The organism is Flammeovirga pectinis (assembly GCF_003970675.1).
Classification (GTDB): Bacteria; Bacteroidota; Bacteroidia; order Cytophagales; family Flammeovirgaceae; genus Flammeovirga; species Flammeovirga pectinis.
This window is the reverse complement of record NZ_CP034562.1, coordinates 4,085,311-4,109,969: the sequence shown is the minus strand read 5'-3', so window position 1 is coordinate 4,109,969 and position 24,659 is coordinate 4,085,311. Positions and strand designations below refer to the sequence as shown.

The 24,659-nt window shown below is 33.6% G+C and carries 8 protein-coding genes; 3 read left to right on the top strand and 5 right to left on the bottom strand.

The window, feature by feature from the left end; translation table 11 throughout:
- Positions 1-48: 48 nt before the first annotated feature.
- Positions 49-561, bottom strand: a complete 513-nt coding sequence (locus EI427_RS16515) for a hypothetical protein (protein ID WP_126616797.1) — start codon at positions 559-561, stop codon at positions 49-51.
- A gap of 258 nt (positions 562-819) precedes the next feature.
- On the opposite strand from EI427_RS16515, the gene EI427_RS16510 reads away from it, so the two are divergent.
- A complete protein-coding gene (locus tag EI427_RS16510; RefSeq protein WP_126616795.1) occupies positions 820-2,325 on the top strand; it encodes a DUF1254 domain-containing protein in 1,506 nt (501 codons plus the stop codon).
- A gap of 79 nt (positions 2,326-2,404) precedes the next feature.
- On the opposite strand, the gene EI427_RS16505 is transcribed toward EI427_RS16510, so the two are convergent.
- The 4 genes from EI427_RS16505 to EI427_RS16490 all read right to left on the bottom strand — a co-directional run bounded on the left by EI427_RS16505 (position 2,405) and on the right by EI427_RS16490 (position 14,386).
- Entirely contained in the window at positions 2,405-6,241 is a 3,837-nt protein-coding gene (locus EI427_RS16505; RefSeq protein ID WP_170178512.1) for a GEVED domain-containing protein, read from the bottom strand.
- A gap of 339 nt (positions 6,242-6,580) precedes the next feature.
- Positions 6,581-11,947, bottom strand: a complete 5,367-nt coding sequence (locus EI427_RS16500; RefSeq protein ID WP_126616792.1) for a T9SS type A sorting domain-containing protein — start codon at positions 11,945-11,947, stop codon at positions 6,581-6,583.
- Between the two features lie 161 nt (positions 11,948-12,108).
- Positions 12,109-12,321, bottom strand: coding sequence for a hypothetical protein (locus EI427_RS16495; protein ID WP_126616790.1), 213 nt, complete (start codon positions 12,319-12,321; stop codon positions 12,109-12,111).
- 52 nt (positions 12,322-12,373) lie between these two features.
- A complete protein-coding gene (locus EI427_RS16490; protein WP_126616788.1) occupies positions 12,374-14,386 on the bottom strand; it encodes an LruC domain-containing protein in 2,013 nt (670 codons plus the stop codon).
- Positions 14,387-14,744: 358 nt separating this feature from the next.
- Between EI427_RS16490 and EI427_RS16485 the strand changes: the two genes are divergently transcribed.
- Together EI427_RS16485 and EI427_RS16480 are read left to right on the top strand one after the other, a co-directional pair.
- Positions 14,745-15,638, top strand: a complete 894-nt coding sequence (locus EI427_RS16485) for a tail fiber protein (RefSeq protein ID WP_126616786.1) — start codon at positions 14,745-14,747, stop codon at positions 15,636-15,638.
- Positions 15,639-15,728: 90 nt separating this feature from the next.
- Complete coding sequence (locus EI427_RS16480) at positions 15,729-24,659, top strand: LamG-like jellyroll fold domain-containing protein (RefSeq protein ID WP_126616784.1); 8,931 nt, start codon at positions 15,729-15,731, stop codon at positions 24,657-24,659.

Below are 24,659 nucleotides of genomic sequence, written 5' to 3'. Positions count from 1 at the left end.
GCTACTTCTTTAAACAGGAGTAGCTTTTTTATCATCTTCATCAAGCTATTATTTCTCATAAAAACGCATTGGAATAGTACTCGATGTTCCTTTAATTAAAGAACTAGCCGTTGGAACAATCTGTGTGTCTTCTGTATGAATATTACCCTGACTTGTATTACCGCCAATATATAAACTAAATGTATTTCCGTTAATTTCTTTTCTGATTACTAAACCTGCATTCATTTCCATTTCAGAATTATAAATAGGCCCATTTTCTGTGTATTGAATAGGGTATGTAGAATAGCTTAATCTAGGTGCTGCATAGATATCGAATGCAACATCTTGTATGGTAAACAAAGGCATCTCAAAATTGATATAAATATTATCTTGGAACGGTTCGAAAAAAGAATTGTTGTTAAAGAGAAAATTCATTTGCTGAGGTGAATAAAAATCAGTGTGATGAACATCTACTGTAGCTCCCTTAATAAGCAAATTTTTCTCATGACCTTGAGCGTTTGACATTTGAGAAAATGAAAACATTAGAAGGAATATGAGAATTGTTTTTTCTAGATTCTTCATAAAATTAGGTTTATTGTTGTATAGTCAACTTTAAGACAATCAGATAGTCGTCGTCGACAGTAAAGCAAGAATAAAAATTAATTTAAATAATGTGATTTTAGAAATAGCTTTTTACCACCGAAATTGACAACGAACAAAATCTGACATTCCAAAAATAAAATTCGACATTTTCATACTAGATTATCCCCGTTATATCAATTATCAGCACAATAAAACACACTGATAACATTTGATTTAAACATTATAATCTACAATAAAATGAAAAAATATATAGTCTCTTTATTCGTCTTAGCATCTTCATTTGCAAATGCTCAATATAAGATGTCAACGGAAATATCAGAAAATATTATAACACCAGATACTGTAGAAACTACAGAAGGTCAACTTACTTATTTTGATGGTGTTCCAAGTCAAGAAACAGTAAATACAGCTTACGATTTTATGGATAAATCTAGGGGCTACACGGCATTTATGGATGGTATGCGTTATGCTTCCATTTGGGCACTGTATAAAGGGCATTACCAAATGGGGAATACCACTGCCAATTCTACCTTGATTTTTGATGGAATGATGGATTCTAAATCACAATTCCTAACAGGTAACACATCTACAATGTATGTAACAGGTTTTATAGATACAAAAAGAGATGGCGTAGTAATTTTAGAAGTGCCAACAGGAGCTTTAGGTTTTGTAAACGACATGGCTTTTGATTATGTATGTGATTTAGGTATGGTTGGTAGAGATAAAGGTAAAGGAGGTAGATATGCTATTCTTCCTGTAGGATATGAAGGAGAAGTACCTAAAGATTGTTTTGTAATACGTTCAAAATCACATGTAAATTGGGTGCTATTACGTATGAATGGAGATCAGAAAACAATTGATAATGTAATGGCAAATTACCGTTCTTATCCTGCAGATCAACCAGAATTACGTGATGACATGAATTTTATTCACGCCTCTGGAAAAGTGATGAATACAATCCACGCCAATAATTTTGAGTTCTATAATGAAATTCATGAAATGGTGCAGTACGAATCTACCACTGCTTTTGATGAAGAACTTTTAGGTACTTTCCGTGCTATTGGTATAGAAAAAGGGAAAGCTTTTAATCCAGATCCAAGAATGAAAGCCATCCTTACAGATGCAGTAGCTTTAGGGAATGCGAGTGCCCGTTCAATTGCTTGGTATCCAAGACAAAAAGGCGTGAGTTTATATGAAGACAATGTTTCTAGTAGATGGAGAATGGGTTATGCAGATAGAGATGTATTTTTTAATGATAACGGTGCTGTAAAGAAAGAAGCTAGAGATATGTTTCACTATTCTTACACTGGCGTTACACCAGCAATGGCATTAAGAATTGAAGGAAAAGGGTCTGATTATGGTATCTCTTATGTAGCTCAAGATGGTATTGCTTACGATGGGGGGAAAACATATTCATTACATATCGATGCAGATGTTCCTACTGCAAGATTCTGGGCGGTAACATTATACGATACGCAAACAAGATCTATGATTCAAACAGATCAAGAGCACCCATCTTTGGATAGTAATCAGAAAAAATTAGTGTATAATGAAGATGGTTCTTTAGATATTTACTTCTCTCCAGAACCAATTGAAGGTAAAAAAGGAAACTGGTTACAGACTATCCCTGGTAAATCTTGGTTTACAATATTTAGAAATTACGGTCCAGAAAAAGAATGGATTGAGGGTATTTGGAGATTAAATGAGATAGAAGAAGTACAATCTGTAGATACTAGTAAGTAATAGGTTTTGGTAAAAAAAGAAGGCTGTCTCACACTAAAATGAGACAGCCTTTCTTTGTGTAAAAATGTTTTTTAAATAACTATTTTTTCAAAAATTTCAATGTTTTTATATTATCATTACTTTCAATTTGAATTAAATATAATCCATTTTTTAGTTGACTTGTTTCTATAGATTCATTAGAAAGTAGTCCTTTTTGCTCCGAAATTATTTTACCATCTTGAGTTATTATTTTATAACTAAATATTTTATTACCAACACCACCAATATTTAGCTTACTTTCTGATGGATTAGGATAAATATATACTTCTTTTAACCATAAATTATCTACCAACGATGTTACAATAAAATCAAAACACGTTGAGGTAATCGTACTACAACTTGAGGCAGTTGAGCTAACTTTAACCTTATAACTACCTGATGTTAAAGGGGTATATGTAGAACTTGTAGCACTAGTGATAGCTGTTTCAGAATTATTACTACCACATGTGTACCATTGATAAGTATAATTACTATCATTTATTGATGCAGATAAAATACCTGAAGATAAACTTATTGATAGGCTTCCATTAATTTCAACTCTTTGTGTTTGTGTTTCTGTAATTCCATTAGCAGAATACGTCCAAGTTATATCTGTACTAGTCGTAATAGGTAAGCTTACATTTGTAGTAGCCTGAATTGTACTATTACAATTTGTAGAGGCACTTGGAGGTGTCAATTGTGTAATTTCACAGAATGAACTTAAAGTTGTTAAACTAGATTCTGAAGGTGTTATTGCAATGATTGTACATCCCGCCGTATACTGATAACAAGAACTATATACTTCACATGTACCTTTACTAATTTTCACTTTGTAACTACCAGAAGCACTTGGACTATAAGAACTTGAAGTAGCTCCAGATATTGCAGAATTGTTTGAACAATTATACCATTGATATGTAATTCCAGTTCCAGAAGCACTTGCTGTAATCGTATTATTTGCAACTGTATAAGCATTATTTAAACTTGATATCGTCACACTTTGCGATTGAGTAAGTTGATTTCCATTGCCATCATCAAACACCCAAAAAACAGTCGTTGAAGCCGTAATAGGAAACGTAGTAGTTGTTGTGGCTGTAAGAGGGAAACCACAATCTGTAGTTGCTGTAGGTGGTGTTATAGTGGCTAATGAACAATCAGCATTGATTGCAGACAAAGAAGCTGAATTTGCTGTAATCGAAGTCGATGTACAGTTAGAGTTTTCTACGTTCAGTTGATAATCAACTGCACCGCCATACCCTGAACTTCCACATGGTGCTATGTTACCTGCATTAAATCTAGCACTAACTCTTAATACATAAACCCCCGCAGCTACAGTAGTAGGGATATTAATTGTGAAAATTTGAGAGGATTGACTTTTTTGAGAACTGTTATCATAAACTTCTTCTGATAACTCAAAAACTCCATTTTTATTAAAATCAATATATCCTTTAGTAGAATATCCACTGACTACATTATAAGACCCTTGGTAATCAACACCAACATTTAAAGTTGCAGCTCCATTTCCAAAAGTAGATAGTACAGGTGTTCCACTTGTTGGATTACCAGCATTAGGGACTGATAAAGTAGAGAGACTGAAATCGGTAGGGTGGCCTTGACCTTGGTTAATATTTATCCCAAGCATATTACAGACAGTAGAAAATGGTAGAATACTTTCACGTCCAATGCCTTGATTATAAGTTGTACCAGTATAATCAAATGCCCTTACATAATAGGTTTGTTCCGAATTTAATCCAGTTACAATGATTGAGTCGTTGGAGGTAACCCACCAAGTTTTACCTGAACCTGCACTCGAATTATTTGTGTACGTAGTACCATCAGTCGGTAGAGTAAAGTCATATGGAGTGGAAGATACTTGTAATAATGTATTTCCATTTGTCCCTTCATCCCATTTAATCACAGCGGTATTGGTAGAGGTAGCGATACTTAAATGGTTGGTTTGATCATTGTCATATTGCCCTACAGCTTTTACATTTTTAGCAGATGATACAACTAAATAGTTATTATCACTACTGTATTGTGCTTTGATTCTGTAGTAATAAGTCGCTCCAGTTTGTAATCCTGTTATTGAGGTACTATTCGAAGATGTGACATCCTTATCATCATAACCACTTACTTTATTATTAAATAATTCATCATAAGCAACATCTAATAAATATCCAGAAGGTGTAAGGCTACTACCTTGAGGTGCATTCCAAGTAATATCAAAACTAGTATTGGTTACACTTGTAGGGTTGTTTGTAAAATCACTAGAAGTTGTACCTCCAATAATAAATGCAGAGATATCTTTAACAACTGTGGCAACACCTGAAAGCGGGTTAGTAGTCTGTACATCATTGGTAGCATCACCAAAAAGAATTCTTAATCTTATCTTTTTATTAGATAATACTGTTTGTGGAATATTGAGAGTGAAATCTACTTTATATTCACTGGCGCTAGGTTTGATTCCACTACTTATTTTCTCTTGTTGACCATCAAACTTACCGTCTTGATTGAAATCAGCATATATTGCATACGATGAATTAGCAGCTAAGCCGTCTCTTAATATTACAGAACTATAATATGTATTTCCAGCTTCGAAAATATATGTACTACATACATCATCAGAATAACCACTAAAAATATTACTAAATTCAACAATTTTTCCACCAAAATTAATTTTTCCGATAGGGTTAATACTCATCAAACCTTGAGTATTTGGCGTTTGGTAAGCCTTAAGAGTATTTCTAATATCAATAGTCTTACTTTTTACCGTTGTGCCATACGTATTACTAGCTGTTAGAGAAATAGTATAGGTACCTTCCTGTGCATAGGTGTGTGATGGATTCTTTTCGGTAGAATTTGAGTTGTCACCAAAATCCCAAGAATATGAAGTAGGACCATTTTCAGTCAATTCTAAAAAGCTAATAATTTCGCCAGAACATGAACCTTCAAAAGCAAAGTCGACAACAGGTTTAGCAATTTCTTTTGCTTTTTCCCTTAAGACTAAATTTTGTTTATCACTACTTGACTGAATATGACTTCTCATTTGATTTACTTGATCCGTTGTAAACATAATCGGGTCTTGGTAGTAATTCATGAAGTTATATTTCAAAACAGGTGAAGCAACTCCACTTGGACATATTTTATCTCCGTCTGCAGTATTGGTAATTTGTGGATGTGGATGAGGTGGAGTGTCGCAAAAACGATCTCCATCAGTAGCACAGTTACTATTAGATGGACAAGCGGGACTTGTCTCAGAACCACCACCAGCAAATGTATGTGGTAAAGATAAATAATGTCCTGTTTCATGAGGGAAAGTAGAACCTTCTAATCCAAATGCTGGCATTACACAATACCCAGTAGATGCAAATGCATAAGCACCATTTACCTTATTTACGACATAGACTCTATAGTAATCTCGGCTTTCGTAAGTACCAAATTGATTTTCAAAATGCTGTATTAATGTACTAGCAGTTGTACCAATGTTTAAACTGTTATCGAAATCAACACCATTAGAATAATTCGTAATTGTAGAACAATCTGATCTGAGTACCCCATTAAATGCGTTACCACTTCTATCAATTGTGGCCAATTCGAATTCAATATTAGGTGTTCCAGCAACAGCAGCTTTACTTGTAAAAGTTCCAGAATCCTTAAACCATTTGTTTAACGCGGCAACGCCTTGTAATAAACTCTTTCTAGATAGGTTTATATCTTGCCCTTCATTTTGACCTGTATGTGCCACCATGAAAATTACAGGGATTTTGTATACAGTGTTAACATTAATCCTTGCATTTGAATTTAGACTATTCAGTAATTCATTTTTTGCTTCAGGGTGAACATTAAGATATTCATTTTGATGTTTATCAAAACCACAAGGGTTTTGACTGTATGCCATACTAGATATTAGAAGGCTAAGTAATAGTAAAACTTTCTTCATTGTAGTGAGATAAGTTAATATTATGGTAAATGGGTTTAAAGAAAAGATAGTTAAAAAGTAGAACAGATGGGTAGTTTTTAGCTCATATTATTATTAAAAAACAATAAATACTAAATAAAAAACAAGAGTTTATTACTCATTTAATATTGAATAAATATCACGTCTCATAACATTGATTACAATCGCATCAAGTTTGCTATGTTATTTTAAAATAATGCAAAAAAGAAAGGCTGTCTCACACTAAAATGAGACAGCCTTTCTTTGTGTAAAAATGATTTCCAGAGATTTTACATAGTATTATTTGAGTACTATTTTCTGTGTTTCAATAGTATTTTCTTGTTGTATTTGAATAATATAAATACCCTTATCTAATTGATGATCTATTGTTGAATTTGGCGAAAGGTCTTTCAATTGAAGAATTTCCTGACCGTTTAAATCAAATACTTTTAAAACACTTACCAATTGATTTGTAAGGAGATGTAACTTTCCATGCGAAGTACCCAATAATACCTCTTCTAAAGTAGTTCTATTACTTAATACATTTGCTTCTCTAAATTTCATTGTAAACCTATCAGAATAATCCCCTTTAGGTAAATATATTTTTACACTTTCTTCTTTAAGGTTGTATTCTAAACCTGTTTTATTATCAACTAAAAGAATTGGAAAATTTTCTAGGTGATCATAATCTGCTAGTTCAAATTCGTGTTCACCATCAAATGAAGTGACTAACCCAAGAGCAATTTCTTTTTCATCGATAGCAAAATTATTGAAAACATTAATTACATATTTGTCATCTTCATTTTCTATTTGAGAATACAATGTGAAATTCGTGTTTCCTACTAATTTCTTCACATCGAGAGTAGGGTCGTATAGATCATCTGCGTTGTCTTTAAAAGCAATAAGCGTCTGGTTAAAACTACTATTTTCGTGATGTACATTTAACCATAATCTAGCTACTTCATTTGATTCTTTCACTCTAAAAAACTGAGAGTTATCCGTAGATCTCATACTGTTTCTAAAGATAACTGTACCAGAAGATTTTGCTTCTATATAGAAACCTTGACCTACTGCAATTTCACCATTTGGTGTTTCTGTGCTTCCACCTGCAACAGCACCAATACCGGGTTTGTAGGTAGCATAATCTGCAGATTGAAAGTTATTTTCATCACTTATATCTTGATCCCATAGGTAGATCGTAGGCTCAATTACATTGTTGTCATCTGGACCATTTAAAGCAACAAATTTATCAATGTCGATGGGTGATAAATAAGGATTTCCTATTAAATTGAATCCAGTGTGGGCACCTTTATATACACTCACATTTATATCTCCATTATTAGGTGTTCCAGAAAGTACTTCTTGATCTACATTAGTAGCCGTATAGCCTTGTCCGGGAGTCATTGCCCCATTATGGGCTTGCCAACCTTTGTTTAATTCAGAATAACTATTGCTTTGAGGTAGTGTCGGATTATAACTGTAAATATTGCCTCCAAAACTTTGTTCTGAAACATATGGACTAGAAAAATAGTTATATACCGTTTCTAAACCATCGCCCACAATTGTATATTCTACAGTACCTGTACCTAAATAATCCGAATTTTCTTCTTGAATAATGTAACCGCCATTTGCAATTTTAATCACCCCATAATTAACAACATCACCACTAACAGTTAGTCCACCATTTTCAGCAATATTTATTTTACTTCCTGGTGATAAACTAATAGAATTGACATTGATAGGAGAGGATACATTTAATGTTGCGTTTTCATCTATGACAACATTTGTAGTTTTAGATGGTGAACCGTTCGACCAATTTTCACCATCAAAATTTGATTGATTAGGATCAGAAAATTCTATTTGATATGCCTTTCGATTTACGGCTAAATTAATCTCAGCAGCAGTTAAATTAGCAAATGCGTTATCAGTAAATTCCCATCCAAAAGTAATTGTATTTTGTTCAGAACTTGCATTGCCTACAAAAGAGATTGTTACTTGCGTAGCACTGTTCTGAATTACTTTTAAAAATAAACCACTCGGTACATTTACAGGGGTTACCAAATTTTGTTTCACAAGGTTCTGACCGTTAATACCTGTAAGAACATCTCCACCGGTTAATTGTAAAACTAATTCTCCATCCACGCTACCATCGTTGTCCTTACTTTCTTTAAATGCAGCAAAAGAGAGTATCTCAAATTCACTTGCCGTAATCGGAGTGTCATTAAAATTAAAACGAATAGGGTAGTCCGTATTTGCAAGACCAATAAAAGTAGAAACATCTGAAGCCACAAAAGCGGAAGCACTAAATGTAATCAAAAAATCTTCTGAATCATTTATATCTTTGTGTTCTGTTGCATTACCCGTAAAAGTTAATGCTGCACTTGTAGAACTTGTTACTGTTAATACTGGTGTTAAACCATCTGGTGTGTTTTCTGTCGTAATTCCTGTAATTTCGGTTCCTACTGCATCAACAAAAGCATCACCTACTAAATTTACAGTCATTGTTCCTTCAACACTACCATCATCAGTATTTGCTTCTGTAAACAAACCATTACTCCATGTTAAATATGGGGCAGAGTCTCTAAAATTGATACTTAATGTTTGAAATACTTTTCCAAAATTACTAATATCGTTATTCTCGAATGCAGTAGAATTAAAGGTTACATTTAAGTTATCGATATCATCTGTATCTAAATGAGATGTTGCATTTCCGTTGAAGTACAATTTAAGGTTCTTTTGATCAACTACTATTAAATTAGCAGTTAACCCATCAGGTACACCTGTAATTGTTACTAATTCATCCGTAATAAAATCGGTACTATTTGCAGTAAATGTAGCTCTTCCCTGTGCAGAAATTAGAACGGTATCAGCAACAGAGCCATCAAAGTTAAAAGATTCTGCTAGGTTAATTTTAGACCAACTTAAGCCTGGAGTATCTTCGTAATGGAATTGAATATTTAGGTGAGAAATATCTTTTAAATAATTGACTGTATTTTTAGTAAAGGCAGCTGCATTGAAAATTATTCCTCCATCATAAGCAGTATTTATATAATCGTGATGATGTGCTATACCTGTAAAAAATAATTGTACTTTAGTATCACTTATGCGTTCAAGAACCGGTGTTAAACCGTTAGGAAAATTTGCATAATTTGTATATTGAATCAAATTGTCTCCTGTTGTTCCGACAAAAGTTTCTCCACCACCAATTCTAATTATTTGAGACGAAACGATTGCTCCATCAAAATTTATAGTGTCTTCATAAAAAGCCATTTCATCCCAATATAAACCATACTTTTCTTGGTAAGTAATACTAGAAATAAACGAGTGGTCTTCTACAGAGTCAATACTAAATTCATTTACTACTGCAACATCATTATCAATAAAATTTATTTCTAAATTGTCGATATTATTTTCTTTAAAATGAAGTAAAGATGTTCCTGAAAGTGATAATATAGCTTGTGTGGAAGTCACTCTTTCTAAGCTCATTGTATAATCACTTGGGAGGTTATTAATTGAGACATTATCAATTGATAAATCATCATGGAAAGTAGCATTATATAATGATATCATGACTTGATTATCTATACTGCCATCATCTTCTGAACTTTCATTAAATTTTTTTGTGTTGAACGTAAAAGTAGGGCCTTCTGGTGTATTAACATATTCAATAGCAAAATCATTTACTAATTTATGTACCAATGGAGGACCCTCAGGGTTTGTAAATGCGATATCTTGAAAACTAATAATTACGTTAGAAATATCGTCAACTAATTTAGAATGAGCTGTTGCATTCCCTGTAAAACTTAAGAGGGCCTCAGTTTCAGAAATTCTTTCAATACGTCCATTTAGACCATCTGGAACATAGGTAAATAATACTTTACCATTACTACTAAAAAGCTCACCATTAAAACCAGTAAACTTTTGTCCACCAAGTAAAGTAATTTTAACTTCGCCATCTATAGAACCATCATTTCTTTTATTTTCTACTAATCGAGTTGAATCGTAAGCTAAACCTTGATATTCTTGAAATTTAATAGATATATCTTGTTGGTACCCTGCCACATCAGTATTCGGGTAACCTGTAAATGCACCATCTTCAAAAGTTATATTAGCGATTGTACTATCTGAAGGAGCGTGATTTGCAGCAATGCTATCAAATGTTATTGTAAGTAGCGAATTTGTATTTTTAGTAATAACAGGTTTTATTCCTGCGGGTAAGTTATCAATAGAGATATAATTTTCAATAGTATCAACAAAAGTATCATACGATAATCGGAACTGAATATAGGCATTACCTAAACCTCCAACATATGGTATAACTTCATAAAAAGTAGTGCTATCATTTTTTCTTGAAGTAGTGAAAGTTAACTCAGGAGTGTAACCATCATGAAATTCAATACCTACACTAGAAACTTGAGCTAATTCTACTACTTCTGCAGGTAAAGCTGCAAAGGCATTATCTGTAAAAGTCCATCCAAAAGTTCTATTGGCTGAAGAATGATCTACGGCAACTCCATTTAAGCGAAGTGTAATTTGTGTAGAAGAATTTTTGATTGCAGAGAGGGTTAGTCCATTTGGAATATTTTGAGTTAAAAGTTTTGCATCTGTCACAAAATCATCTCCAATCTTACCCGTTAATGTATCTCCACCTGCCAAATTTAAAACGATCTCTCCATTTACAATACCGTTGTCAACTACTTGTTCTATAAATGGAATAGTACTGACAATCTGAAAATCACTGTCTGTAAATGGAGGGGGTGTTTCTGTTGTAAATGTAATGGATTGAGAGTTAGGGTTAATTGCATAATCAATAATACTAGCAGCCAAAATTTCAAATGCATTATCAGTAAAAGTCCAACCAAATGTAGCGTTATCTGTTGCTTTATGAGCCGCAGCATTCCCTGTTAGAGAAATTGTTATTTGCAAAGGGGTATCTTGAATAATAGAAAGTGATAAACCACTTGGAACACCATCAGCTATAACCAAACCAGTAGCTACTAGATCGTCTCCATTTGCTCCTGTAAGTTGATCTCCACCAACAAGGCTTAAAACAATTGAACCTTCTACAGAACCATCGTTTGTATTACTTTCTGTAAAACCGGTATTGCTAATTTCTATAAAATCACTGTTTTCTATTTCTACAATAATTGTTTGGAAATCAATTTCTATAAGTGATGTTGTATTCGAAAAATCTATTTGATCCGCATCTAAATAAACGAATGCACTGTCTTCAAAAAACCATCCTACATTAATGTCATTGGCGTCTTCATGATTTTCAGCATTTCCTTTTAATGAAATTGTTGCTTGCGTATGAGAATTCTTGATGACAGATAATTCTAAACCATCAGGAATATTTACTCCTCTTACATACTCAAGGTCTACAAGGTCGCTACCAATTACACCACTAAGACTATCACCACCTACAAGGGTAAGAACAATTGCCCCACCAACCTCACCATCATCAGAGGCAGTTTCAGCAAAGGGCACAGTAGATGTTATTTCGAAATCACTGTCTGTAACTGCTGGATTATCTTTAAAATTGACACTTAATGCTGCAGATAAATTCGAATAGCCGGAGGTTGTACCACTTGTAAAAGCATCTCCATTAAAAGTAAGTATCATGTTAGAAACATCCATTGCATCTGTATGAATCAAAGCCGTATCCATTAAAGTGATTTTTACTCTAGTGCTACTAACAGGCTTCACATCTAAGCGTAATCCACTTGGTACATTTGTAACAGAAGCGTAGCCAAGTTGTACGTAATCGTCTTCAATGCCGTCTAAATCGAAAATTGAATCATCATCACCATCAATGAGAGCAGCAAATTCTACCCCCCAATAGCATCAACATACACAGAGAAAGTAAATGTTCCTATTAATTCATCAGCTTCTGTAAATGTTGTTCCATACCATTTTAAACCTGGATTAGTAATTTCATTAAATGCAGTTTTATTTAAATCATTTGCAAATAATGAAGAAGTACTAAGTAGAGTAAAAAGAAGTATATAATATATATTGGATGAAATTTTTTTGAGTTTCATTACCATGATAGTTATTGGGTTCTTGGGTGTATTGGGCAGTGAGAGTTACGAGTTAATAGGCTAATTTTTCATCATCACGGTTACCACTTTGGTTTGTGTACCAACCAATATCTTGAGAACCATTTGATGTAATAAAGCTATTAAACCTCTTATAAGCTGTAGTAATATCCACTTCTTCTTTTGGAGGGGCAAATTCTACAGGAATGTGTAATGCCCATGGGTGTCCTTGAGCTGTTTTATAATTACCAGCATCTTGTCCTGCAGATAATAAATCGGTATTAAATTTAACTGTATATTGTTTACCAGGTAAGTGTACCTCGTTTGCTCTGTCTCCTTGTGTAAAGATGAAAGGATTATAAGGTACTTGGTTTAAGCTAGCGTAGGCTACAGGAGTTTTGAATTCTACTGTTATATTAATAAGGCTACTCGCTTTTACATTACCAGATTGACTTAAAATATTAAAGGAATTATCGAATACAGCAAATACGGTTTTATTTGCCGGTATGCCAGATTCTACTCCATTGGTTTCAAGATTAATTGTACCCGGTGCAGTTATCGACATGCCTGTAACAGATTTAATCTTTGCTGCTTCAACTGGTAATTCTATTGCAAAACCCGATGGATTTGCTGCACCTACTGACTTTACTTTAAATTTAAATTTGATAAATGTGATTTCATTGTTGCCGTTCGTGATAAGGTTCGCATTATATTCAACAATGATATCATTAAAATCAAAATCACCTTTGTTTGGGTACAAATCCTCGTAAGCTAAATAAGAGTTTACATTTTCTGCAGGAGCAAAGTTATTAAATGCCTTATTTATATCATTAGGGTAAGTATCATCAATATCTGCCACCCCATCTCCATCAGTATCTATTGAGACTATATCACATCTTGATATTGAAAAATCATCAATGTTACCTGGAAGAGTAAAGACAACATTATGTACACCAGTCTGCGTATCTATTGTGATTAATTTTGATGGAATATCATCAGTTGATGCATATAATATATTATCACTATCAAAACCTATACCTGTGATTGTGTATGGGAAACTGCTATTTGTAATTAATGTTAGTGCAGCTGTAGAATAATCACTTGCAAAATTTATAGAATACAATCCATAATTTGTTGCAAGGAAATAATTTCCTGCAATATCAATTGCTACATCTCCATCAATACCTGTATCACTACCGTTAAAACCACTCATTGTAGGTTTTCTAACAATACTGTAATTAGAAGGGCTTAAAATGTATAATTCTTTGTTTTTGTAAGCAATTAAGATATTTTGGTCAGCTATATATTCAAGTCCTGTATATTGATTACTGTTTAAATTTGGTGGAGATAATGGAGCACCAGAGTTGTCAACTAATGTACCATTACCATTCACATTACTCATATCCATTGTGTAAATAGAGCCGTTGATATCATAATATAACTTATCACCTGCAGCATTAACTGCACTTGCCTTGCTACCGCCTTCCGCTAAAGAAGTTACATTATCTACAGTGTTGTTGCCAATGTTTATGGTAAATGCTTGTCCAGAATTATTAACTGCATATATGACATCATTACATGCTTTTGTTCTCGTATTTGAGCTTTCTACTTGTGTAGAGTTTTCGTCAAATATAATTTGTAAATTTGTTGAGTTTTTTGCAATTGTTTTGGAATATAATGTACCTCTGTATCTCATTGTTACATATATTTTTTCAATGTAACCAGCAATATTTACTTTATATTCTAAAACACCGTCTGTATTAGATAATGCTTTCCCTATGAATGTGTGTGTATTATTGTAATCAATGGTGTAAAAAGCATACACTATTTTACCCACTCCATTTTTTCGAGAAGTTGTAAAAGTAACTTCTGACGTCATTTCATAATTGAAACCATCAGGAATATCAATTTTTTCAAATTCGGAGGTATTATCAATATACAATAATGTCCCTCCATCTTTTGTATTGGTAGTAGGACCGGGTGAATCATCAGATGTACTTGAACACCCTAATGATAGTGTGATAAGAAATATTGCAAGACTAATTTTGGTGAGTAAAAAATTTCTCATTTGTGCTAAATTTATTCTGGGCAAATTTTGAGTAATAGTATGTCGTATGTTCTTTATTAATAGCTTAAAGGACTTAAGAAATACTTAAATAGAGGTCTACATAATTTCAGACAAAAAAATGTATAGGATAGTTCAATGCGTTAAGACTAATTAGATTTTATCTTACTATACTTTGCTAAAATTGACAGAATCGAATTTAATCATGTGATTATTCTAAGAAAAATGAAATAGTTTCCGTTTTATGAAAAAAAATAAATTTTTAATGAATTTATTTTAACCATTAACTGTTGTTCGTTATGTATTGTTATAAATAACAGAAGTATTACTACACCCAATCATTAACACTAAATATTATTTTATGCTACTTAATTTATCTAGATTCTTCACCACTATTATCCTTATACTAGCAAGTAACCTAGTTATAGCTCAAGGATTTGTAATTCAAGGAGTGGCTCGAAATGCAGGACATGCTGCATTAAGTGATAAACTTTTAAGTTTTTCTTTTTCTGTGCAAAGCAGTAATGGATCAACAACTTATTATAGTGAAGCAAAATCAATACAGACAGATACTTACGGTGTCTTCTCTCATGTAATTGGACAAGGAGATAATAAATCAGGTGATATAGCTGATGTTCCTTATGGACATGGTAACCTTAAACTTGTTGTTTCAGTTACCAACGATGGACAAACAAATATCATTTCAGATCAACCTTTTAATTATGTTCCTTATGCTTACCAAGCAGCCAATGGAGCACCAGCAGGTTCAATTATGCCTTATGTAGGTGCATCAGCACCAGCAGGGTGGATTTTATGTGATGGAAGTTCAGTTCCAAATGGTACAGTATTAAAAGATGTATTAGGTGTGGATAATGCTCCAGATTTAAGAGGTATCTTCTTAAGAGGTACAGGTACAAGTAGTGCTTATAAAAATAGTAGTGACGAATTTTTAACAGGACCAAACTTAAATAATTACGAGAAAGATCAAGTTAGAAATCACAATCATTCAGTAGGCACATATGTATTGAGTAATGCTGGTGCCCACTCACATAGTTATTATAAATATACAGGTGGTGCTCATAGTAAAGTTAACGTTGATGTTGGTGGATATGGTTACGGTAGTGATTCGTATCAAACAGATACACAAGGTGATCACGCCCATAATATGTCAGGTAATTCTGGTAACCCTACGGCTAACAGTGGTTCAGAAAACAAACCTGCCAGTTATGGTGTAACATACATAATCAAGCTGTAATAGAAATTACAATTTTAAGTAAACCTAATTTATTACTAACTCTATAAAGGTTCACAAAGTGATAGCTTCTATAGAACTGACCCAAATTCAATGAAAAAATTACTATTACTGCTAATGTTTTCATTACCAGGATTAGTAGGTATATCAGATACCCTTCATCGAAGTAATAACGATGAAAATCTAGATAACTCTACAAATGATCCTACAATGAAGACAACCACTTCCAAAGTGGAATCAATCGATAAATATCGAACAATAGATTATAAAGAGACGCTATTTTCTAAAAGTTTAAGTTGGTCTAACTTGAAATTTAACGAGAGCCATTCTAACAATGGATCAATAGAAAATGCTATCATAGTAACAGCTAATAATGTTATCTTTAATGGTAAAAAAGGAACAGAATTAGTATCCAAAGGTGTTGTTATATTTACCAATATTCCAGATGGTTTAACTGCCTATGCCATTATTGAGTCTACTACAGAGGTTCATTTAAAATTAAATGGTATTGCAGCAAATCATGTGAGTACAGATGATGTGAGCAACATTGGAGTGTCATTTCTTAATGGTGTTTTTATTGATGCAACCGTTAATCAAGTTTCTCAGACAAATAAGTCGGGTATAAAGGTTGATTATATAGATGGTTTTTCTTCTGGTAATTCTCCAGCAAGAGATGAAGGAGCAGACCCGTCTCAACCTCAAGTAACTGTTGTGGAAGGGGTATTTGCAGGTGAAAGAAAAACAATTCATTCAAATGGGGATTATGTAAACTTCCATGTGGGTTATCCTATTTTGCCTTATAACATAGAACAAAGCTATGATATTTACAGAGAGGATGATACGAATTTAACAGATGGTGAAACAATTAGAGAGGGTAGGCTGAATATGGCTTTTCCTTATGATATTTTTTACACAACACCAACATTCACAAGAAGTTCGTTTAATGTTTCAAAGGGTTATTTCAGCGATAAAACTGCAATATCATGGGATATTAGTAGCAATAGAGATGTAATTACAAGTTTCAAAGTTTATAGTAGACCTTTTGATATTACAAATGAAGATGATATCGAAAACTATAAATTATTAGCTACTGTAAGTGCTGATACTTACTTCTACGATGATCCGCATGTGGAAGGTGGAGTACTTTACGAATATAAAGTACAAGCAGAAGGCGTTGCAGAACTAGCAATCAAATATACCAATTACATTACAGGAGTAGGGTTTAGAAATCCAACGGCCACAGTTTCAGGTAACATAGCTTTTGAAGGTGGTAATCCGGTAGAAAATGTAATTGTACGTGCAGAACCTCAGGGTGGAGACATTGTTCTTTCAGCACATAGTGTAGTTGTAGATGGAGATGGTTATGTAGAATCTAAAGTAGATGTTGAAAATATCTCTGATGATTATACATTGCAGTCTTGGTTTAGATTAACTGAAAACGGTGAAGGTACAATATTTAGAGTATATGATAACACAACATATTATGAGTTAATCTATACAAAAGATGGTGATAGTTTTGAAATGGTTTTAAGATCTCCTTTATTATCAGATGAGATTGGATATCATTTAAGTAACTACCTACCTACAGGTGCTGCAGATGGTTCTGGCGAAGATGTTTTAGAGACATTTGATAATGTCATGAATCAGTTTAACCATATATCATTAGTCTTACCTAATAATGAAACACCAAAACTATATTTTAATGGTCGTCTTCTAAATGACGATTATATTCTTAGTATTTCTCCAGAAAAGAGAGATATGGTAGGTATAGTGGTAAGTAACAATACAGCTGATAAAGTATTTACAAAGTTTGTAGACTCTGATGTTAACTTTAGAGTTGGTGAAGGTTTTAACGGTAACATTGATGATGTTAGATTTTGGAGTATTCCATTAACAGATCAAGAGGTTAAAAAGAACTACCGTAGATATTTAAGCGGTATAGAAAAAGGCTTAGAAGTTTATTTAAGAATTGATGAAGGTACAGGAGATTATGCCTATGATTTATCTAAAGAAGGTTTCTCTTATCACGAAAGACATTCATTCTTAAATAATGCTACATGGACAGCAGATGCTCCTACAACTTCTCAGTTAGGAATTTTTGGTGTTACAGATGCGTATGGTAACTATGTAATTGCATCAATTCCATATTCTGGAGATGGTGGATCTTATGCCATAACTCCTTTGTTTGGCGTGCACGAATTCGATCCAGGTCAGCAAGTAGTTTACCTTGGTAAAGGAGCAGAAGTAGTAAATAAGTTAGATTTTACAGATATATCATCTTTTATTTTTAGAGGTATTGCTTATTACGATGTTAGAGGAAACTTTGAACCTCTTGCTAAAGTAGAAGACGTTACTCAAATTGAAGAAGATGGTTACAACCAATATTTAGTTACTGTTGATGGTACTAAAATTAGATACAATAAAGGACACTATTTTGAAAACGAATTAGGTGAGCTTTATGAGTATCCAAAAGTATTTTTAGATGGAGCAAATATCTTTGTAGATGGTACAATGATCCTTGATGAAAATAAACTACCTGTAGTGACAGGAAAAGATGGTTTATTTGAAATTAATGTTCCTATTGGTAACCACTTTATTGAAGTAAGAAAAGAAGGTCATGGTTTAGTTCATGGAGGTAGATTTCCAGTAGAAGGTTACCATGAATTCTTTGAGCATATCGAAGCACCAAAATCATTTATAGATACAACTAGAGTAACAGTTGTTGGTAGAATTGTTGGTGGACAGATTGAAGCAGAAAAGCCAATTGGTTTTGGTTTTGATGGAAAAGTAGAATATGAATATAATGCAGGTACAGATGAGGCATACAAAGAAGAAGTATCTTCTGTAAATAACCTTGGTACTGCGAGAATAACGTTTGATTATCTACCTTATGGAGCAGATCCATCAACAGGATATTTGTCGACAACTTATTTTACAAATGCAGAAACGGGGGAATATAAGGCTGAATTAATGCCATTAGATTATAGTATTAATCAGACAACAGGTATTGTAATCCCTAGTAACCCAAGTATTCTTATTTTAAATGGAAATGAAGAAATAAGTTATGCTGGTTACACAAGAGAGAAAACATCAGAATATGGAACAGAAACAGAAGGTTTACAATCTGAACCATATAACTTTATTCAGAATTTTATCTATAGAGCAGTCCCTAAATTAAGAGCAGAAAACCAAACGTATGCTTACTTAGTGGCTCCTTCTTCAGATACAGAAGATAAAGTGCCTGTTTACGAACAATTTGCGGAATATACTATTGATCTAATTGCTTTTGAGGAATACGAAAACAAAGAAACAAGTGAGTTCTTTGAAGTTCCTGTTTCAGATGGTCAGTATATTGTAAATAACAATGTTGCGTTAGAAGGCTCAGATAGTTTTGTAAAAGATCCGAACCAAAGTAACAAAACAGTGTATCAATTTACAGCAGGTTTACCTCAAGTAGTTGCTCCTTTTAGACGTTCTATGGCCATGCGCTTAAGAATAAAAGGAATTGATTATGTGGCGAACGGCATTTTAGAAGAAGGTATTGTTTTGGGAGGTCAGCCAGATGGATCTCAGATGTTTGTTACCGCAGCGCCAGATGTTCCAGATATTATTCTAAGAGACCCTCCGGGTACAGGTAGTTCTGCATCTATCGAAGAAGGTACAGAAATTAGTATTACAGAATCTCTAACTTTAGGTGGTTCTGTTGGTACAGAATTTAATTCTAAACTTAGTTTAGGTACAACAATCGAAGCAGGTGGTGGTCTTGCAGGTCCGGTAATTAAAACGGAAATTACAAACGATATTGAAGCAGGTTTAAGCGTAAGTACTTCAGCAGAAAATACAGACGCGGTAACAAAAACATATTCGTTTAGTCAAACCATTTCTACAAGTGAAGATTTAGTTGGTGCAGATGGCGATTTATACATCGGCCAGTCTACCAACTTGCAATATGGATCATATAATAAATTGATGGCTACAGATACTTTAGTAAAAGGTATTGATAATGTAGAGTTTGTAAAATATGATGAAGACGGAAATACAACAACTGTCTTCTTGAACAAACAAAAAGCAATTTATTTTAATGAGGAACCATCAGAAACATTCTTCATTTATTCTCAGAAACACATTATAAATACTTTAATTCCTGAATACGAAAGCTTTATTCTTGGTCTTGAAAACGGAACAATTGATCCAGAAGCACCTGGAGTTCTTAAAAAGAGAGATTACGAACAACAAGTTAAATTATGGCAGGAGATTATTCAGAATAACGAGAAAACGAAGTATTTAGCATTTAATGATCAAGAGGCTCTAAAATCAAGTATTTTATCTTCTGATAGAGTTTTAGAAGGAGGAGTACAGTTTGCAAATTTTGTAAACAGTCAGTTTAGCGATAATATCTCTATAGATTATGGTGTTGGAGGTCTTGAAAGATCAATTAGTACATTTACAGCAAATGCAAATTCTGTTGCTTGGGGTGTAGATGTAGAAACTTCTTTTGCTTACACTTTAGGTATAGAAGCGAATGATACAGGTTTTGAATTAGGAATGTCTGCAAGTGCTGGTTTCAGTTCTGCAGGAGCTACAGATTTAGAACAAGCAACCTCTACTACGTTCTCCTACACAATTGCAGATAACGATACTGATAACTATATGAGTATTGATGTAGTAAATGCTTTTGATGGTAACGGACCAATCTTTAGAACTGTGGCAGGTAGAACATCTTGTCCATGGGAGGGAGCAACAATCTCTAATTTCTATGACCATCAAAATTGGGAAGAAGGCGTTATTGGTGCAGGTGGATCTGAGTTATCAATTGCTACACAGCAAATTGAAAAACCACAAATCTCTGCAGATGTAGTAAACCTTTCTAATATACCAGAAGATGGGCAGGGAATTATTGAATTAACTTTAGAGAATGCAACAAATGCAGACCTAAATGAGAACGTAAGTTTCATGTTATATATTGATAATACAACCAATCCATATAACATTATCTCTAATATTCCATCTGGCGGAGTGGCATTAGAAGTGCCACACGATCAGCCAGTAACTTATACGGTTTATTTTGAGAAATCGAAACCAGATGTTTACGATTATGAAGATCTTACAATTGTATTAGAATCTATTTGTGAAGGTTCTGATTTACAACATACAATTGATGTTTCATTACATTATGTACCATCTTGTACTAAAATAGAAGTTCAAAAACCATTAGATAAATGGGTTATGAATGCTTCTACAGCTTTTAATGATGATGGTAGTACGAACTCAATGCCAATTGTTTTAGGAGATTATTCTCGTAACTATAATTCATTCGAAAAAGTGCGTTTAGAATACAGAAAATCTACATCGCCAACATGGTCTAGATTACATACCTATTACAATGATGAAACAGCATATACTACTGCTGTAGATGCAGATGAGCAAAAAATCACTTTAATGGATGCCGATAATATTACCTTCTCATGGGATATTGGAGCAGAAGGTTTAAGTGATGGAGACTATGATATTCGTGCAATTTCTTATTGTAGTAATGGTACCGAATATGTATCAAATGTTGTGTCTGGTAAAGTGGATTTAAATATTCCTGTAGCGTTTGGTACTCCTTCTCCAGCAGATGGAATATTAAGTGCAGGAGAAGATTTAAGAATGCAATTCAGTGAAAATGTATTGTACAACTCTGCTATCAGTAATATAGAAATTGTAGGTCAGACTAATGATCAAGAGATCAGTCACGGTACATCTGTATTTTTCCAAGGAGCAACAAATAAAGTAACGTTAGAGAAACCGTCAATAAGTACGGAAGCTTTTACTTTAGAATTCTGGATGAGGGATTTAACAACCGAAGCAAGTGCAGTTATTTTTGAACAAGAAAATGGTATGGATGCTACCTTAGTTGGTAACACCTTAACATGGACTATTCAGGGTAGTAGCCCGCAATCGGTTTCGGGTTCAATTGCTACAGATGGATTATTCCACCATTATGTTTTTGTATATGATGGAGATGGAACAGGAACAATGCGTATCTACCAAGACGATACTGAATTAGGAGTTACAAATACGGGTGCTTTTGCCGTACAAAATATCAATAATCTAGTATTTGGAGGAAGTGATTTTAAAGGTAACCTTCTTGATGTTCGATTATGGTCTAAAGCTTTATCTATTTCTGAAGCATACGCTAAAATGTACTCTACTTTATTAGGCTCAGAAAGAGGCCTACAAGGGTACTGGCCTATGAACGAAGGACGTGATAATGTTGTAAATGATAAAGCACGTAATAAGCATGGATTTATGAATGCCGAATGGGATATTAGACCTAAAGGCACTGCATATAACTTTGAAAATAACGATTATCTAACGCTTGATAATGTAGGCTTTGTTCAAATAAGTAATGAGATGGATTTATCTTTATCTTTCTGGGTAAAAATGGATCAATCTCAAGACGCAACGATTTTCTCTAATGGTAAAGGTGATGGAACCGATGTTATAGAGGCGAACGGAACAGCAAATAAATGGTCGGTAGATGTACATACAAATGGGAAGTTATACCTTAAAAACGAGGGAGTATCTTACGAACTTACAGGTGATATTGTTGATGGACAATGGCATCACGTTGGTTTAGTTCTTAACCGTTTAGGTGCATTAAAAACGTATGTAGATGCAGACCTTGTTTCTTCAAATATATCTAATGATATCAGTGGATTTACAGGTAGTAGAATATTTGTAGGTGCAAGAGGTTTTAGAAACAATGGCGTTTATGAAGTGGATAGACATTTTACAGGTCAGATAGACGAGTTAAGATTATGGAACTTATCGAGAGCTAAAGAACAATTAGACAGAGATAGATTCTACGAGGTTGATTTCTCTACAACTGGTTTAATGTTGTATTTACAAATGAACGAGCCAGATCCTGTAGATGGTGTAGCACCAACATATTATCATATGTCTAACAATGAAATAGTGGCTACATCTACAAGTTTAATGAACGCAGGTTCTCCTAATTTTGATAAAGATTCTCCAGCAATTAAACCAAAACGTCATTTAGAGATGTTTGCTGTGAATTATATCATTAATGAGGATGAAATGATTATTACACCAGTAATTAGTAACTGGTCTGCTTTAGAAGGACAAGTATTGGATATTACAGTAAGCCGTTTATTTGATGAAAAAGGAAACCGTCAGGCATCGCCAATTACTTGGACTGCTTACGTTCGTAAAAATCAAGTTATATGGACTGTAAATAATGGTTTAGATTTCTTATCTATCCAAAACTATGTAGGCATATCAAAATCATTTGATATTACTATAGAGAATATGGGAGGTACAGATCAACCTTTTACAATAGAAAATGTGCCTACTTGGTTAGACATTACAGAAACTACTGGAACATTAGGACCGGATAGTAAAAAAGTAATTACAGCATCTGTTAATCCAAGCTTATCGGTAGGTGAATACAGCACTGATTTGTATTTAGATACAGATTATGATTACGATGAAAAGATCAAGTTTGATTTAAGAGTATTAGAAAATGCTCCTAATTGGGCAGTTACTGCAAGTGATTATGAATACAATATGAACATTGTAGGTAAGATAAAAGTTAACGCTATTTTTGCCGAAGATGAACATACTAAAATTGGTGCATTTGTAAACAACGAAGCAAGAGGAGAAGCACATTTAGTATATGATAAAAATTGGGATGATTACTTCCTTTATTTAAATGTATATTCTAATGTGAGCTCAGGCGAAGAAGTCACTTTTAAAATTTGGGATGCAACAACAGGTCGTATTCTAGATGCAGAGATTGATGAAAATGCAAACCTTGTATTTATTCAAGATAAGATTACTGGTAATAAAGCAAATCCAGCAATATTCTCGAATACCAATACAATGGAGCAAAGTTTTGCTTTAAATGCGGGCTGGACATGGATTTCTTTATCAGTAGATGATACTAATCTAGATAATCTTGATACACTTACAAAGCAGTTAAATCTAACTACTGGAGATAGAATTGTAGAACAAGCTGCATTCGATATCTTCGATGAGTCTATTGGTTGGTCAGGGTCAATTACATCAAATAGTGGAATGTCTACTGTGAAGATGTATAAAATGAAAATGAGCCAAGCAAATGATCTTATTATAAGTGGTGAGATGGTAAATGTAGAATCGTTTGCATTATCATTGCAAACAGGTTGGAACTGGTTACCGTACCCTGTACATAATAACTTAACTGTTAACGATGCATTGGCTTATTATGATGCAAGTAACGGAGACGTTATTAAAGGACACAATACATTTGCTGTTTACGATGAATTTAGTGGATGGGTAGGTACTTTAAACTTTATGAAAACTGGAGAAGGATACATGTTATTATCGAACAGTTCTGCTCAAGATTTCTCTTATCCTAAAGTAATATCCAATGCACGTTCTACACAGCAAACACCAGATATATCTGCTGACTTTGTACATAATGCGTATGAATTTAATATGAGTACAGTTGTAGAAGTTCCTGATGGATATTCTAAAGTGTATGTATATAACAATGAACACCATGATGTAAGAGGTATAGGAAATGTTGTCGAAATAGACGGTAGAAACCTGGCATTTATCTCAGTATTTGCAAACGATGGAGAGAAATTAAATTACTCTATTCATAATGGAAATGCATTCGAAAACGTAGGAGACGAATTTGAATTTACTGCAGATGAGGTGTATGGAGATTACCAAACGCCTATACAGTTAGGAGATATCATTTCTGCAAATCTGCAACCGGTTGCTAATTCGCAATTTAGAGTTTACCCTAACCCTTCTAGCACTAACTTTAACTTAGAATTCGAATTAGTTCTAGGAACTGATTACCGAGTTAATGTATACACTGTTGACGGACGTGTAATAGAATTGCAAGAAGCACAAGGCAACATTGGAATAAATAAAGTAGTTATTGGAGATAATTACAAAACTGGAATGTATGTTGTCGAAGTGATCACAAATCAGGGTATCTTTACCAAAAGATTGATTAAGAGATAA

What these genes read in the sequence shown, in the direction of transcription:
- EI427_RS16515 (WP_126616797.1), bottom strand. Translation starts at nt 561, where the DNA reads ATGAAGAATCTAGAAAAAACAATTCTCATATTCCTTCTAATGTTTTCA.
- EI427_RS16510 (WP_126616795.1), top strand. Translation starts at nt 820, where the DNA reads ATGAAAAAATATATAGTCTCTTTATTCGTCTTAGCATCTTCATTTGCA.
- EI427_RS16505 (WP_170178512.1), bottom strand. Translation starts at nt 6,241, where the DNA reads ATGGCATACAGTCAAAACCCTTGTGGTTTTGATAAACATCAAAATGAA.
- EI427_RS16500 (WP_126616792.1), bottom strand. Translation starts at nt 11,947, where the DNA reads ATGGATACGGCTTTGATTCATACAGATGCAATGGATGTTTCTAACATG.
- EI427_RS16495 (WP_126616790.1), bottom strand. Translation starts at nt 12,321, where the DNA reads ATGAAACTCAAAAAAATTTCATCCAATATATATTATATACTTCTTTTT.
- EI427_RS16490 (WP_126616788.1), bottom strand. Translation starts at nt 14,386, where the DNA reads ATGAGAAATTTTTTACTCACCAAAATTAGTCTTGCAATATTTCTTATC.
- EI427_RS16485 (WP_126616786.1), top strand. Translation starts at nt 14,745, where the DNA reads ATGCTACTTAATTTATCTAGATTCTTCACCACTATTATCCTTATACTA.
- EI427_RS16480 (WP_126616784.1), top strand. Translation starts at nt 15,729, where the DNA reads ATGAAAAAATTACTATTACTGCTAATGTTTTCATTACCAGGATTAGTA.